Below are 15,645 nucleotides of genomic sequence, written 5' to 3'. Positions count from 1 at the left end.
GGCTTTCCCTCTCACAAATTGTATCCGGGCGAAACCCACAACGAGAGAAAAGTTCGCCGCGCTCCCCTCCTTGCCGAAACTTCGGCGTCTGGGTGGCAACAAACCGCATCATATGCGGCCCGCCCCAAGCGTTCGCGCTTGGCTTCCCGACCTGGGGCAATCCGCCGGCCATCAACGTCACGGCCGGCGCTATGGCGCCGGCCGATGATCATGTTTGACGAAAGATCCGGCCGGGAAATCGGCGCCGGAGAAGGCGGCTGAGGTCAGCCGCCATAGACGATCAGCAGATCCTTGGCGTCGATCTGGTCGCCCGCCTTGACGAGGACTTCGGCAACCGTCCCGTCCTTTTCGGCATGGAGCGCGGTTTCCATCTTCATCGCCTCGATCGAGAGCAGAACGTCACCCGCCTTGACGACCTGACCGGTGGTCGCGAAGACGCGGCTGATGACGCCGGGCATCGGTGCCCCGAGATGGGCGGCATTGCCCATATCGGCCTTGCGGCGCACCGCGCTGCCGGAAGCCCCGTGCGCCCGGTCCGGCACCTTGATGCGGCGCGGCTGGCCGTTGAGTTCGAAGAACACGGTGACCATGCCCTGGGCATCCGTTCCGCTCATCGCCTGGTTGACGACGACCAGCGTCTTGCCTCGCTCGATATCGGCGAACAGCTCCTCGCCGTCCTTCAGCCCGTAGAAATAGGCATGCGTCGGCAGCACGGAGACCGGCCCATAGGTGTCGGAGGCCAGCGCGAAATCGGTGAATACCTTCGGATACATCAAGTAGGAGGCGAACTCGAAGTCGTCGACCTTGCGCTCCAGCTTGTCTTCGATGACTTTGCGCTCCGCCGCGAGATCCGCGGGCGCCAGCAGCGAACCCGGCACCGCGGTATAGGGCGCCTCCCCCTTCAGCGCCTTCTTCTGCAACGCTTCCGGCCATCCGCCCGGAGGCTGGCCGAGATCGCCCTTCAGCATCGAGACGACCGAATCCGGAAACGCGATGTCCCTTGCCGGGTTCTCGACGTCGGCGACGGTCAGGTCCTGGGAGACCATCATCAGCGCCATGTCGCCGACCACCTTGGAAGACGGCGTCACCTTGACGATATCGCCGAACATCTGGTTCACGTCGGCATAGGTCTGGGCGACCTTGTGCCAGCGGGTTTCAAGCCCGAGCGAGCGGGCCTGTTCCTTGAGGTTGGTGAACTGGCCGCCCGGCATTTCGTGCAGATAGACTTCCGAAGCCGGCCCCTTGAGGTCGCTTTCGAAGGCCGCGTACTGGCCGCGCGCCGCTTCCCAGTAGAAGGAGATGCGGCGGATCCATTCCGGATCGAGGCCGGGATCGCGCTCGGAGCCCGCCAGCGCTTCGACGATCGAGCCGAGGCAGGGCTGCGAGGTATTGCCGGAAACCGCGTCCATCGCCGCATCGACCGCATCGACGCCCGCGTCTACCGCGGCAAGCACCGTCGCCGCGGAAATGCCGGACGTGTCATGGGTGTGGAAATGGATCGGCAGCGAGGTCGCCTCGCGCAGCGCCGTAAACAGCACCTTTGCCGCAGCCGGCTTCAGGAGGCCGGCCATATCCTTGAGCGCAATGATATGCGCACCCGCCTTCTCCAGCTCTTCGGCGAGAGAGACGTAATATTTAAGGTCGTATTTCGGCCGGGCGGAGTTGAGCAGATCGCCGGTATAGCAGATCGCTGCCTCGCAGAGCTTGTTCTCCTCCTGGATCGCATCCATCGAGACGCGCATGTTCTCGACCCAGTTGAGGCAGTCGAAGACACGGAAGAGATCGATGCCGCCCTTCGCCGCCTGGCGGACGAAGTACTTCACCACGTTGTCGGGGTAGTTCTTGTAACCGACGCCGTTGGCGCCGCGCAGCAGCATCTGCAGAAGCAGGTTCGGCGCGTCCTCGCGGATCATCGCGAGCCGTTCCCAAGGGTCTTCGGTCAGGAAGCGCATGGAAACGTCGAAAGTCGCACCGCCCCAGCATTCCAGCGAGAACAGGTTCGGCAGCGCCCGCGCATAGACGCCGGCCACGCGGGCGATGTCATAGGTCCGCATGCGGGTGGCGAGCAGCGACTGGTGCCCGTCGCGCATCGTCGTATCGGTCATCAGCACGCGCTTTTCGTTGCGCATCCATTCGCCGAACTTTTTCGGGCCGAGCTTGTCGAGGAGCTGCTTGGTGCCGTCCGGGATCGGGCCGTTGATATAGGGCAGGATAGGCTTGGCCGCGTGTTCGGAAGGCGCGGGCCGCCCCTTGGTTTCCGGATGGCCGTTGACGGTCACGTCGGCGAGATAGGTGAGCAGCTTGGTGGCGCGGTCCTGGCGCTTCACCTGCTCGAACAATTCCGGCGTCGTGTCGATGAACCGCGTCGTATAGGAATTGTCGCGGAATTTCGGATGACCGATGATCGCTTCGAGGAAGGTCAGGTTGGTGGCGACGCCGCGGATACGGAATTCGCGCAGCGCCCGGTCCATGCGGCTGATCGCTTCGGCCGGCGTCGAGCCGGCGGCCGTCACCTTGACCAGCAGCGGATCGTAATAGCGGGTGATCACCGCGCCGGAATAGGCCGTGCCGCCATCGAGACGGATGCCGAAACCGGCCGCCGAACGATAGGCGGTGATGCGGCCGTAGTCCGGTATGAAATTATGCTCCGGGTCTTCCGTGGTGATACGGCACTGCAATGCGTGGCCGTGCAGGCGAATGTCGGCCTGGGCGGGAACGCCCGATTCCGGCGTGCCGATCGCAAAACCTTCGAGGATATGGATCTGTGCCTTGACGATATCGATGCCGGTGACGACTTCGGTCACCGTGTGCTCGACCTGGATTCGCGGGTTCACCTCGATGAAGTAGAATTTGCCGCTGTCGGCATCCATCAGGTACTCGACCGTGCCGGCTCCGACATAATTGGTCGCCGCGGCGATCTTCAGCGAGTAGGCCGCCAATTCCTGGCGCTGCGCCTCCGACAGATAGGGTGCCGGGGCACGTTCCACGACCTTCTGGTTACGCCGCTGGATCGAACAGTCGCGCTCGAAGAGATGCACGACATTGCCGTGGGTATCGCCGAGGATCTGGCTTTCCACGTGGCGGGCACGCTCGACGAGCTTTTCCAGATAGACCTCGTCCTTGCCGAAGGCGGCCATCGCCTCGCGCTTGGCTTCGGTCACCTCCTTGGCAAGGTCCTTCGGGTCGCGGATGGCGCGCATGCCGCGCCCGCCGCCGCCCCAGGAGGCTTTCAGCATGACGGGATAGCCGATTTCCTCGGCCATCCTGGCGACTTCCGCCATATCGTCCGGCAGCGGCTCCGTCGCCGGCACGACCGGCACGCCGACCGAAATGGCGAGGTTGCGCGCGGCGACCTTGTTGCCGAGCTGACGCATCGTATCCGGCCGTGGGCCGATGAAAATGATGCCTGCATCGTTGCAGGCCTCCACAAACTCCGGGCTTTCCGACAGAAGACCGTATCCCGGATGGATCGCATCGGCGCCGGAAAGCTTGGCGACACGGATGACTTCGGGAATGGATAGATAGCTTTCGATCGGCCCCATGTCCTTGGACAGATGCGGGCCTCGGCCGACCTGATAGCTCTCGTCCGCCTTGAAGCGATGCAGCGAGAGCTTGTCCTCCTCCGCCCAGATCGCCACGGTTTTGATGCCAAGCTCATTAGCAGCCCGGAAGACGCGGATCGCGATCTCCGAGCGGTTGGCAACCAGAATCTTCGAAATCGACAAGACGAATCTCCCCACACGCCATCGAGAAAAATGCTGCACTGCAAAGAAACCAATATCGTCTTATGCAAGCAAGCGCAATTTGTCGGGAGGGCCGGATGACACATTTATGTCGTGAGGAAATCGGGCTGACGCCGGGGTACTCTAGGTAACCAGACCGAGGCGAAACGCAGAAGCGACCACATGCTGGCGGTTCTTGGCGCGCAGCTTCTCCTGAAGGCCGTTGATGTACCAGTCGACCGTATGGCTGGAAATATCGAGCGACTTTGCGATCTCGTTGGAGGTCAGGCCGTCGGCAAGCAGCACGATCACCTCCATCTCGCGGCGGGTCAGCTGGGTATCGACCTTTGCGACGGCTTCCAGCTCTTCCGTCTGGCCGCGCAGGTCCAGAAAGCGCCAGAACACCTTTTTGGCGGCGACATCGAAAAGCGCCATTTCCGCGGGCGAGAGATCCACCGGGCGACCGCCGAGGCTCATATTGCCGAGCAGACCGTTGCGGCCATGAACCGGAAACATATAACCGTCCTGCAGGCCGTAACGGGTTCCCTCCTGCATCATCCGCTGCATGCGCTGCCGATGCGGATCGTTCCGGAGCCTCAGGACCGCGTCCCGCCAGCGAAAGGGCCTCTGCGCGATGCTGAGCATGCGCACCGTCGGATCGACGAGCAGATATTTGCGGCCAAGATAGACTTCCTGCCAGCCTTCCGGCCAGCGGCTGGCGAGGATCAGGCCGGCCTGATCCTGAAGGGAGCGCGGCTGGATAGCCAGTCCATAATATTCAAAACCATAGGCTTTCAGCAGGGATTCGAGCTGAGCCGTCAGTTCTGCCTCGGTCTTGATTTCCCCGACGAGTATCAAGAGTTGCACGACCAACTGAATGTTCACGACCTGCTCCCTGCCGCGCTCTTTCCGGGCGCTTTTTCTCTTTACGTTAAATTTCAGTAACTTCCCTCTTTCACAATCGATTAGCATAGTTATCATTCTTTGAAGGTATACCGCGAAATCTAGCCCTTGACGGCTTTGTGAGGGGCGCCGTGGATTGGTTCAAGACACCGAATGCGCGAAGCCTTGCCCTCTATGAAACATTTCTGGCAGAAGAGTATTATCTCCGGCGTCCGTCGCGGAATTGCCGTTTCCGATCATTAGATTACCGATGCCGCCGGGATGGCGGCTCCATATGAAAAAGGTTGCGCAGTTGACGCTGTTCCAGGTTTACGCACGAGCCCTCAAATATCTGGCAAAGAACAAATGGCGCGTCACCGCCGTCGTCCTCGCCAATATCGTGCTTGCCGTCATCACCATTGCCGAGCCGATCCTCTTCGGTCGGATCATCGATGCCATTTCGTCCGGCGGTAACGTTACCCCGGTCCTGTTATTGTGGGCCGGTTTCGGCGTCTTTAACACAGTCGCCTATGTGCTCGTTTCCCGAGAGGCGGACAGGCTCGCCCATGGCCGCCGCGCCTCGCTGCTGACCGAAGCGTTCGGGCGCATCATCTCCATGCCGCTTGCCTGGCACCATACCCGGGGCACGTCCAATGCGCTGCACACCCTGCTGCGTGCGGCCGAAAGCCTGTTCGGCCTCTGGCTCGAATTCATGCGCACCCATCTTGCCACCGCGGTGGCGCTCGTGCTGCTGATCCCGACCGCGATCTCCATGGATTGGCGGCTCAGCCTCGTACTGCTGGTGCTGAGCATCCTCTATTGGATCATCGGCGTGACGGTGATGAACCGCACCAAGGAGGGACAGGCCTCGGTCGAGAACCATTACCACACGGTCTTCTCGCATGTGAGCGACTCGATCAGCAACGTATCTGTGCTGCACAGCTACAACCGCATCGAGGCCGAGACCCTGGCGCTGAAGGACTATACCAAGGACCTGCTTGCCGCCCAGTATCCGGTGCTCGACTGGTGGGCCCTGGCGGGTGCGCTCAATCGCACCGCCTCGACGGTGTCCATGGGCGTCATCCTCGTCATCGGCACGCTTCTGGTCCAGCGCGGCGAAATCCGTGTCGGCGATGTCGTGGCCTTCATCGGCTTCGCCAACCTGCTGATCGGCCGTCTCGATCTGTTGCGCCAGTTCGCAACCCAGATTTTCGAAGCGCGCGCCAAGCTCGAGGACTTCTTCATTCTCGAGGATTCCGTCGAGGAGCGGGCCGAACCGGCCGATGCCGCCGACCTCGGCGAGGTTCGCGGCGAGGTGGAATTCCGCGATGTCTCCTTCGGCTTTGCCAGCACCAGCCAGGGCATCCACAACGTCTCCTTCACCGCCAAGGCCGGGGAGACGGTCGCCATCGTCGGCCCGACCGGCGCCGGCAAGACGACGCTCATCAACCTTCTGCAGCGCGTCTACGACCCGCAGGAAGGCAAGATCCTGATCGACGGCGTCGATATCGGCAAGGTGACGCGGAAATCGCTGCGCCATTCCATCGCCACCGTCTTCCAGGATGCCGGCCTCCTGAACCGGTCGATCAGCGAGAACATCCGCCTCGGCCGAGAGGGCGCGAGCGAGGAGGAAATCGCCAAGGCGGCCGAAGCCGCCGCCGCCGCCGAGTTCATCGAGACCCGGCTGAACGGCTACGAGACCCCGGTGGGCGAGCGCGGCAACCGCCTGTCCGGCGGCGAACGCCAGCGTATCGCCATCGCCCGCGCCATCTTGAAGAACGCCCCGATCCTTGTCCTCGACGAAGCGACCAGCGCGCTCGACGTCGAGACGGAGGCCCGCGTGAAGACGGCCATCGACCGGCTTCGCGAGAACCGCACCACCTTCATCATCGCCCACCGGCTCTCGACCATTCGCGACGCGAACAAGGTGATCTTCCTCGAGAACGGACGGGTGGCCGAGATGGGCAGCTATGAGGAACTCAGCGAGAGCGGCGGCCGCTTCGCTTCGCTGCTGAAGGCAAGCGGCATCCTGACGGACGACGAAGCGGCGGGCCATCCGGGGCCGGTGGCACAGCCCGCCTGATCAGCCGGACCTCAATAAAAAACCCGCCGCCATTTACATGGCGGCGGGTTTTTCTGTGTCAGCTTCCCGGTGAGCCGGGATCTCAGCTGCTGGCCGGTTCCGGCAGGCGCTTCACGGCTTCTCCGTCGAGAAGGAAACCTTCCGCCTCATTGACCACCTGGCCGTCGATCGTGACCGTGTCGCCTTCGACGACGATCTTGTGCGCCGTATCGCCCACGGTCAGCTCGGCGGTAAAGCCGCTCCAGTCGCTCGGCAGCACCGGATTGACGAACAGCCGATCGCCCTGGCGACGGATGCCGAGGATGCCTTCGGTGGCGGCGCGATAGAGCCAGCCCGCCGAGCCCGTGTACCAGCTCCAGCCGCCGCGGCCGGTATAGGAGCCATGACCATAGACATCGGCCGCGACCACATAGGGCTCGACGCGATAGGTCTCGGCCGCTTCACGATCGAGCGCGTGGTTGATCGGGTTCAGCATCTGGAAGCACTTCCAGGCATCGTCGCCGCGCTTGAGACCCGCCAGCGCCAGCACGACCCAGATCGCCGCATGGGTATACTGGCCGCCGTTTTCGCGCACACCCGGCGGATAGGCCTTGATATAGCCCGGATCCCTGCGGGTATCCTGGAAGGGCGGCGTGAACAGGCGGATGATGCCGGCCTCGCTGTCGACGAGCTTTTCGAGCACCGCGTCCATCGCCTGGGCGGCACGGTCCGGATCGCCGACGCCCGACAGCACGCTCCAGGACTGGGCGAGCGAGTCGATGCGGCATTCGTCGCTGGTGCTCGAGCCGAGCGCGGAACCATCGTCGAAATAGCCACGGCGATAATAGGTGCCGTCCCAGCCGGCCTTTTCGAGCGCCTGCTTGAGGGTTTCGATATGGTCGGTCCAGCGCTGGACGCGCTTCCTGTCCTTGCGCGCTTCCGCATAGGGAAGGAAGTTGCGCAGCGCGGCGGCCAGGAACCAGCCGAGCCAGACGCTCATGCCGCGGCCGCCGACGCCGACGCGGTTCATGCCGTCATTCCAGTCGCCGCCGAGGATGAGTGGCAGGCCCTTGTCGCCGGTGCGGGTGATCGCCAGGTCCAGCGCCCTTGCCGCATGCTCGTAGAGGGATGCGGTCTCGGTCGAGATCGTCGGCTGGATGAAGGCGTCGTGTTTGCTCTTTTCGAGCACCGGACCCTCGATGAACGCCAGTTCCTCGTCGAGCAGCGATTGATCGCCGGTCACCGAGACATACTGGTGCACACCATAGGCGAGCCAGACGACGTCGTCGGAGATCATCGTCCGCACCCCGGCCCCGGAACCGGGCAGCCACCAATGCAGGACGTCGCCTTCCTTGAACTGCCGCGAGGCGGCATTGACGATCTGGCGGCGGGCGAGCGACGGCTCGTGCACCAGGAAGGCCAGCGTATCCTGCAGCTGGTCACGGAAGCCGAAGGCGCCGGATGCCTGGTAGAAGGCGGTGCGGGCCATGATGCGGCAGCCGAGCGCCTGATAGGGCAGCCAGTGGTTGACCATGTTGTCGAGCGACTTGTCCGGCGTCGAGATCTTCAGGCGGCCGGTGAAGCCGGTCCAGAAATCCTGGTTCGCCTCAAGGATCGGAGAAAACTCCTCGCCGCGCAGCTGGGCGACCAGCGCCTGGGCCTCTTCCTTCGTATCGGCATCGCCGAGATAGAAGGTGACCGTTTTCTCTTCGCCCGGCGCAAGCTCGATGTCATAGGCGAGCGCCGCGCAGGGGTCGCCGTCGAGATCGAGCGCGTTGCTGAGCGCGGAAGCGGACATCACCGCCGCCGGCATCTGGACCGAACCGAAACGGCCGATGAATTCGCGGCGGCTCGCCGTGAAGCCGACCGGCGTCTCCTTCATGCCCATGAAGGCCACGCGGCGGTAGTCGATGCTGTAGGAGTTGGTGGCGAAGAGCGTGCCGGTTTCCTCGTCGCGGGTGGAGAGGATGAACGGCAGGGACCGGGCCGGATTGGCGCCGAGCAGCCATTCGACATAACCGTAGATGCGCAGCTTGCGGGTTTCCGAACCACCGTTGTGGAGCAGGATGGACGAGAGCTTTGCAGCCCGCACCCGGTCGACCGTCTGGGTAAGCCTGATCTTCAGGCCGTCTTCTTCGCTCGAGAAGACGGAGTAGCCGAGCCCGTGCCGGGTTTCGAACTTGACCTCCGGCTTGCGCGACAGGACCGCGAACGGCGTCATGACCGCACCGCTGTCCCGGTCTGCGACGTAGAATGCCTCGCCCGGACGGTTGATGACCATGTCGTTGGTCCAGGCGGTCAGCTGGTAATCGCGGGAGTTCTTGGCCCAGGTGAAGCCTGCGCCTTCTGCCGCGATGTGGAAGCCGAACTTGTCGTTGGAGATGATGTTGATCCACGGCTGCGGCGTCGACTGGCCGCCGTGCAGGCGCACCACATATTCGCTGCCGTCCTTGGTGAAACCGCCGAAACCGTTCCAGAAGTCGAGATCCGCCGGAGCCTCGACCGGAGCCGGAGCCTGGAAGATCTCGCCGTTCAAGAGCGGACGACGATCAACCTCGATCTCCTGATCCTTCGGCGGCGCAAAGATCGTCGCCGTGCGGTTGAGCTGGTCGCTGATCTTGCCGTTGCGGGCATGCAGAACCACGCGGGAGGCGGCGATCAGGCCTTCCGAACCCTCGTCGTCCATGATGTCGCGACGCAGCGAGAAGACATGCTGGCGCTGGCCTTCCTGCTGGCTGAGACGGCGGGAGCTCTCGGAGAGATGTTCCAGCGCCTGCTGCATTTCCTGCGCATAGGAAGCCGCCCGCTCGTTGAAGATGACGAGGTCGGTGATGACGCCGCGCGAGCGCAGATATTCCTGGGCGCTCATCGCTTCCTTGGCGACCGGCATGTCGTTGTCGTCGTTGATGCGCAGCGTGAAGATCGGGAAGTCGCCGGAAACCGACGACGGCCAGAGCGCCGACTGCTGCTGCATGCCCGCATGGATGGTCGCCTGGTCGGCGCGCAACTGCATGTCGGGATAGATGAGGTAGCGCGCCAGGTGCTGGAACGCCGCCGCATCCTGGGACGAGACGCCGAGATGGCGCATCTGCACCTGCGTGCGCGTCCAGGCCTGGGTGAGCTCGGTCTGGAAGGCATCCGGGTGACGATAGCGTTCGATTGCCTGGTCGAGGTCTTCACGCCGGGGCGCTGCGATCGTCCAGAAGATCACGCTCACCTTCTTGCCGGCCGGCACGCGCACGACGCGGCGCAGCGACAGGATCGGATCGAGGGTGAAGCCGTCCGTGCCCGACAGCGTCGCGCCGGGATCGAAGGCGGCGGCTTCCGAAAGCGTGCGGCCGCGGCCGAGGAACTTGCGGCGGTCGGTCTCGAACTCGGTCGGGCGGGCCGAACCGGCATTGTCGGCCGCCAGATGGGCGATCACCATGTCCGGCTCGTTCGGCGTGCGCTTGTTGCGCCATGCACGGATGACGTCGCCGCGACGCCCGATTTCCGTGCGGACGAACATCCGCTGGAAGACCGGATGGGCGTTGTCGTCGTCCTCGTTGGTGAGCACGGGTTCCATATAGGAGGTCACTTCGATGAAGCGGTCCTCGGTACCCATGTTGAGAAGCGTCAGGCGACGGCCTTCGGCATCGTGCTCGGTCGCGACGATGCATTCCACCGTGCTCGTGAGGTCGCCGATCGTCTTGTGGAATTCCGCCCGTTCGTCGGAGAAGATCGCCTTGGTCTTTTCACCCTCGATGCGGCGCGGCTCGGCCGTTGCGGACCACCATTCGCCGGTCGTGGTATCGCGCAGGAACAGGAACTGGCCCCAGCGGTCTTCCGTCGGGTCGGGCTTCCAGCGGGCGACCGACAGGCCGTTCCAGCGGGAATAACCCGTGCCGGTCGCGGTCAGCATGACCGAATAGTGGCCGTTGGAGAGCAGCACCAGCTCGCGGTCCTTGGTGGCCGGGTTGTTGACGGTGCGGATTTCCGGCCGCAGCAACTCGCCCTGGCCCTTGCCGGGGGTCTCCTCGTGCTTGGCGCTCATCACCGGGATGTCGCGCGGCGCCTTTTCCTGCAGCAGCAGCTCGGCTGCCTCGATGATCGGGTCGGAGTGGAAGAGCTCGCGCAGCAGGCCGTTCATGACGACGTTGGCGACCGCGGCGATCGACATGCCGTGATGGTGGGCATAGTAGTTGAATACCACCGCGCAGCGCTTGCCTTCCGGCACGCGGGTCGGCGTGAAGTCGACCGCATCGTGGAAGCCGAACATGCCGAGCGCTCCGAGCGAACGCAGCTCGCTCAGGTTTTCCAGCGCGGCGATCGGGTCGTACTGGCTGGCCAGGATCGACGCATAGGGAGCGATGACGGCGTTCTGGCCGAGACCGCGCTTGAGGCCGAGCGTCGGCACCCCGAAGTTCGAGTACTGATAGTTCATCTGATGGTCGAGAGCGTTGAATGCCGCTTCCGAAATGCCCCATGGCGTGCCCAGCCGGCGGCCGTGGTTCATCTGTTCCCTGACGATCAGATTGTTGGTCTGGTTGAGGATGCCGCCCTGGCGCTCCTGCATGACGAGCGGCGGCATCAGGTATTCGAACATCGAACCGGACCAGGAGACCAGGGCGCCGCGCGCCCCGATCGGCACCACCTGGCGGCCGAGCTTGTACCAGTGTTCGGTCGGCAGGTCGCCCTTGGCGATGCCGAACAGGCTGGTCAGGCGCGCTTCCGACGCGAGAAGGTCGTAGCAGGCCTCGTCGATCTCGTTGCTTTCGACCCGGTAGCCGATCGACAGAAGGCGGCGGTCCTTGCGGAACAGGAAGCTGAAATCCATTCCGAAGGCGAGGTTGCGGGTGCGGTCGCGCAACACGGCAAGCCGCTCGCGCAGGGATTCGATATTGCCGTTGTCGAAGACGCTGTCGGCGATATGCGCCTCGCAGGCGGTGACGAGCGACGCCGACCAGCGGGTCACTTCCTCGCTCTGCGCCGAGCGGACTTCCTGGTCGAGGTTGATCGCGAGCTTCTGGATGTCGCGGGCAAGCACGGCGAGGTTGATGATCCGGATCGACGCGAATTCATGCTCGCGCTTCACCGCGGCAAGCGCGTTGCCGAAACCGACGATACGTTCTTCGAGACGGTGACGCAGCGGACGAACGGTCTTGCGGTCGTCCGGCAGTGCCTTCAGCGTTTCGGCCAGAATGCCGGATACGTCGCCAAGGCCATCGAGATTGCCCTGAAGGTGCGCGGAAGGAGCCTCGGCCCAGATGCGCAGCGCCGAGGAAATGGCGATGAGGTGGCCGGCGAAGTTGCCGCTGTCGACCGACGAGACGTAGCGCGGCATCAGCGGCTTCATCGTGTCGGTGTGATACCAGTTGAACATGTGGCCGCGGAATTTCTCGGCTTTTTCAACCGTCGAAATCGTCTGCTCGATACGCTCGATCGTGTCGGTGAAGCTGATCCAGCCGAAATGCCGCGCCGAGATCGTCGACAGGAGATAGACGCCGATATTGGTAGGCGACGTACGCTTGGCGATGACCGGGTTCGGCTTCTCCTGGAAATTGTCCGGCGGCAGGTAGTTCTGTTCCGCGGTCACGAAGGTCTCGAAATACCGCCAGGTGCGGCGGGCGATCTTGCGCAGTTCGACGGAAACGGGTTCCGGTACGAACAGCCGGTCTTCGGTCTCGGCCGACTGGCTGACGTACCAGGCGACGAGCGGCGAGAAGATCCACAGCACCGCGAACGGAATGCCGACCAGGAATGCATTGTCGCCCGGCATCGCCGACAGGATGATGCTGAGCACGGCGATCGCCGGCGCATGCCACATCGTCCTGTAATAATCCTGCGGGCTGCCCTGCGCACTCGACTGGATCGAAGCCGCGGTTCGCCATTCCAGCATCAGCTTGCGGCTGAAGAACAGGCGATAGAGGGACCGGGCGATCGCATCGGTCATGATGCAGGCGGAATCCGCGATGAAGACGACGCGCAGCGCGACCTGGGCATTGGCGGAACGCATGTCCGACCAGACGGAATAGAAATGCGCGCCCGGCACGATATCGGTCGAACCCGGCAGCAGGCCGGTGACCAGGCCGAGGGTCGGGGCGACGAACAGCGAGAAGATCAGCAGGATCTGCCAGACGAGAGCGCCGAGCGGGTCCATGAAGTACCAGCCGAGCACGGAAGCGAAGAACCAGGCGATCGGGGTCAGTGACCGGCGCAGGTTGTCGATCATCTTCCAGCGGCCGAGCGCGGTCACGCCCCGCTTCGGATCGAGGATGTAGGGCAGGAGCTGCCAGTCGCCGCGGGCCCAGCGATGCTGACGGGAGACTTCGACCTCGTAGCGGACCGGAAAGTCCTCGACCAGCTCCACATCGGTGACGAGAGCGCAGCGCGCGAACGAACCTTCGAGAAGATCGTGCGAGAGAACTGAATTCTCCTCGATCCGGCCTTTCAGCGACGCCTCGAAGGCATCAACGTGATAGAGGCCCTTGCCGGTGAAGCTGCCTTCGCCGGTCAGGTCCTGATAGACGTCGGAAACGGTGAAGACGTAAGGATCGAGGCCGCGGCCGACGGAGAAGACGCGCTGGAAGACCGAGGCTTCCTTGCCGGTCGTCAGCGACGGCGTCACGCGCGGCTGCATCAGGCCATAGCCATGGATGACGCGATTGGTCTTAGGGTCGAGCACCGGCCGGTTGATCGGGTGGTGCATCTTGCCGACCAGCTTGGTCACCGCGTCGCGCATCAGGCGGGTGTCGGCATCGAGCGTCATGACGTACTGGACATCAGGCGGAACGATATTGGCACCCGAAAGATAGCTGGTGTCGCGGTCGCCGCGCAGCAGCATGTTGAGCTCATGCAGCTTGCCGCGCTTGCGCTCCCAGCCCATCCAGACGCCTTCGTTCGGATTGAACAGGCGGCGGCGATGCAAGAGGTAGAAGCGCGCCTTGCCGTCCTCGTCGTATTTGGCGTTGAGCGCTGCGATCTCGCGCTTCGCATAATCGAGGATTTCGAGGTCGGCATCGCTTTCCTCGAACTTGCTGTCGCGCCAGTCGCTGAGCAGCGAGAAATAGATCTCGCCGTGCGGGTTGGCGAGATAATGGACCTCGAGGTTGCGGACGAGTTCGTCCACCGTGTCTCGGTCGGTGATCAGGCAGGGGACGGCGACGAGTGTCTTCGCCTCTTCCGGAATGCCTTCCTTGAATTCGTAACCGACCAGCCGGGCCGGCCGCACCACATAGGTCACCAGCGTATTGAACAGGCCGGTCGCGCCTTCGGAAGCCGGCAGTGCAAACATCAGCAGGAAGAAGAAGACGACCGGCAGGGAAATACCCGCCTGCACCAGGAACCAGCCGGCAACCGCCATGGCAAGCACGGTAATCAGGATGACCGGTCCGGCGATCGCGAACCAGTTGAGGCGCCGGACGAGGCGCACGAACCTCTGGACGAACAGCAGGTTGTAACCGACCGCGGCTTCCAGTTCACGGCGGCGGCGACCGACGACGAAGGCGCCGACATTGGTTTCGCGCGGATCGGAACCCGCCTCGGCGGAGGCTTTTTCGGCGAGCTGGATGGCGGCTTCCGCAACCTCGGACTCGCTCCTGCGGGAGCGGCGGGCAATCTGCTCGATGCGGTTGCGATAGGCGTTGCGTGAGCCGAAATCGAGCGCTTCGTAATCGGTGCGCTGGCGGAAGATCTTGTCGATCTGCGAAACGTCCTCGAACCAGACGCTCCATTCCGTATCGTCGATCTCACGCAGGCTCTTGATGATGTTGCCCATCGTCACGTTGCCGGACGAAAGGCGGTTCTGCTCGGCGAGCATCACCTCTTCGACATCGGTGCCGGCCTGTTCGAGACGCTGCTCCAGCCAGGCGACGGCAAAACCCGAACTCTGCGAGGCATTGCGGAGGCGATACAGGAACTGCGCCGTGAACGTGTTGTCGCTCGTGAGGTTCTCTATGCCCTTCAGGACATCGGCGCTCGCCTCCTCGTTGTTGAGGCGGATGATCTCGTCGGCCGTCTCATTGGCGCGGCGACGCATGTTGCGCGAACGATCGACGCGGGTCGCGATACGGCGCAGGTTCTCGATCAGCACGAAACGGATGAAGGAGGGCAGCGCCCAGAGCTCGCCGATCTCCAGCGGCTCCTTGATCTGGAACCCTTCGACCATCGCGGCCAGGCCCTCGCGGTTCAGGCTGCTGTGCGTATGGGCCACATAGAGCCAGGCGAGCACCAGCGTGCGCGGTATTTCCTGGCCGCCGACCATCATCGTCGGCAGCTGCCGGAAGAATTTCTTCGGGAAGTCGCGGCGGACCTCCTGGATCGCCTCTTCGACGATGTAGTAATTGTCGAGCAGCCATTCGGCGGCGGGCGTGATCGACGCGCCGGCATCGACGTCGGTCGCCGTCGCCCTGTAGACCCGAAGGATTTCCTTCTCGTTCTCCTGATGGCGCTTGAAGAATTCGAATTCCACGGCGCCCGGCAGGCTCGGCACGCCTTCCCTGCCGAGTTTTTCCCCGCATTCCCTCAATGCATCGATGTTGAAATAGGTCGAGCGGATCGAGTCGTTGTGATCGATCTGCTTGGCTTCGGTTTCGCGCGAGGAAGCTGACGGCGTAGTGTGAAATGACATGGATACGGGCTTCTGGTGAAAACTCTAAGGGTTTGTCGGCCTCGCCTTACTCGGCCTGCATCGGAAGCGCCAGTCATCATTTGGATTATGGTGACCGGCCGGATGCAAACCTGCGAGGGTGGGAAATAGAGGGCAGTCCGGATATTGCAAACGACTGGGGAAAATCTATTGCTCACTTCCTGCGGATTGACACGTATTCCGGCTCTAGCGAGCCCAGCCTGAATAAAACCTGAACGGAAGCAGGCCGTTGAAAATACGTCGGATTTTCGAACGCGCGAAATGGCTGCGATGGAACGCAGGGCGCCCCGGAGAGGCGAAATTTAATCGGCAAGGGTTACCTTCGCAAAGCCGCGCTGCTATTCATTGGAGAC

4 protein-coding genes are annotated in these 15,645 nt (G+C 63.1%); 1 reads left to right on the top strand and 3 read right to left on the bottom strand.

Annotation, left to right across the window (positions count from 1 at the left end; all coding sequences use genetic code 11):
- Positions 1–263: 263 nt before the first annotated feature.
- Together pyc and J2X76_RS22445 are read right to left on the bottom strand one after the other, a co-directional pair.
- Positions 264–3,725, bottom strand: coding sequence for a pyruvate carboxylase (gene pyc / locus J2X76_RS22450; protein WP_310219521.1), 3,462 nt, complete (start codon positions 3,723–3,725; stop codon positions 264–266).
- A 141-nt stretch (positions 3,726–3,866) separates the two neighbouring features.
- Positions 3,867–4,607: a LuxR family transcriptional regulator gene (locus J2X76_RS22445; protein WP_113126776.1), complete on the bottom strand. Its 741-nt coding sequence runs from the start codon at positions 4,605–4,607 to the stop codon at positions 3,867–3,869.
- Positions 4,608–4,917: 310 nt separating this feature from the next.
- On the opposite strand from J2X76_RS22445, the gene J2X76_RS22440 reads away from it, so the two are divergent.
- A complete protein-coding gene (locus J2X76_RS22440; RefSeq protein ID WP_310219891.1) occupies positions 4,918–6,687 on the top strand; it encodes a glucan ABC transporter ATP-binding protein/ permease in 1,770 nt (589 codons plus the stop codon).
- Between the two features lie 82 nt (positions 6,688–6,769).
- On the opposite strand, the gene J2X76_RS22435 is transcribed toward J2X76_RS22440, so the two are convergent.
- Positions 6,770–15,274, bottom strand: a complete 8,505-nt coding sequence (locus J2X76_RS22435) for a GH36-type glycosyl hydrolase domain-containing protein (protein WP_310219518.1) — start codon at positions 15,272–15,274, stop codon at positions 6,770–6,772.
- Positions 15,275–15,645: the final 371 nt, after the last annotated feature.

It is taken from the genome of Neorhizobium sp. 2083 (assembly GCF_031455615.1).
Lineage (GTDB): Bacteria > Pseudomonadota > Alphaproteobacteria > Rhizobiales > Rhizobiaceae > Neorhizobium.
This window is presented reverse-complemented; position numbering and strand designations above follow the sequence as displayed.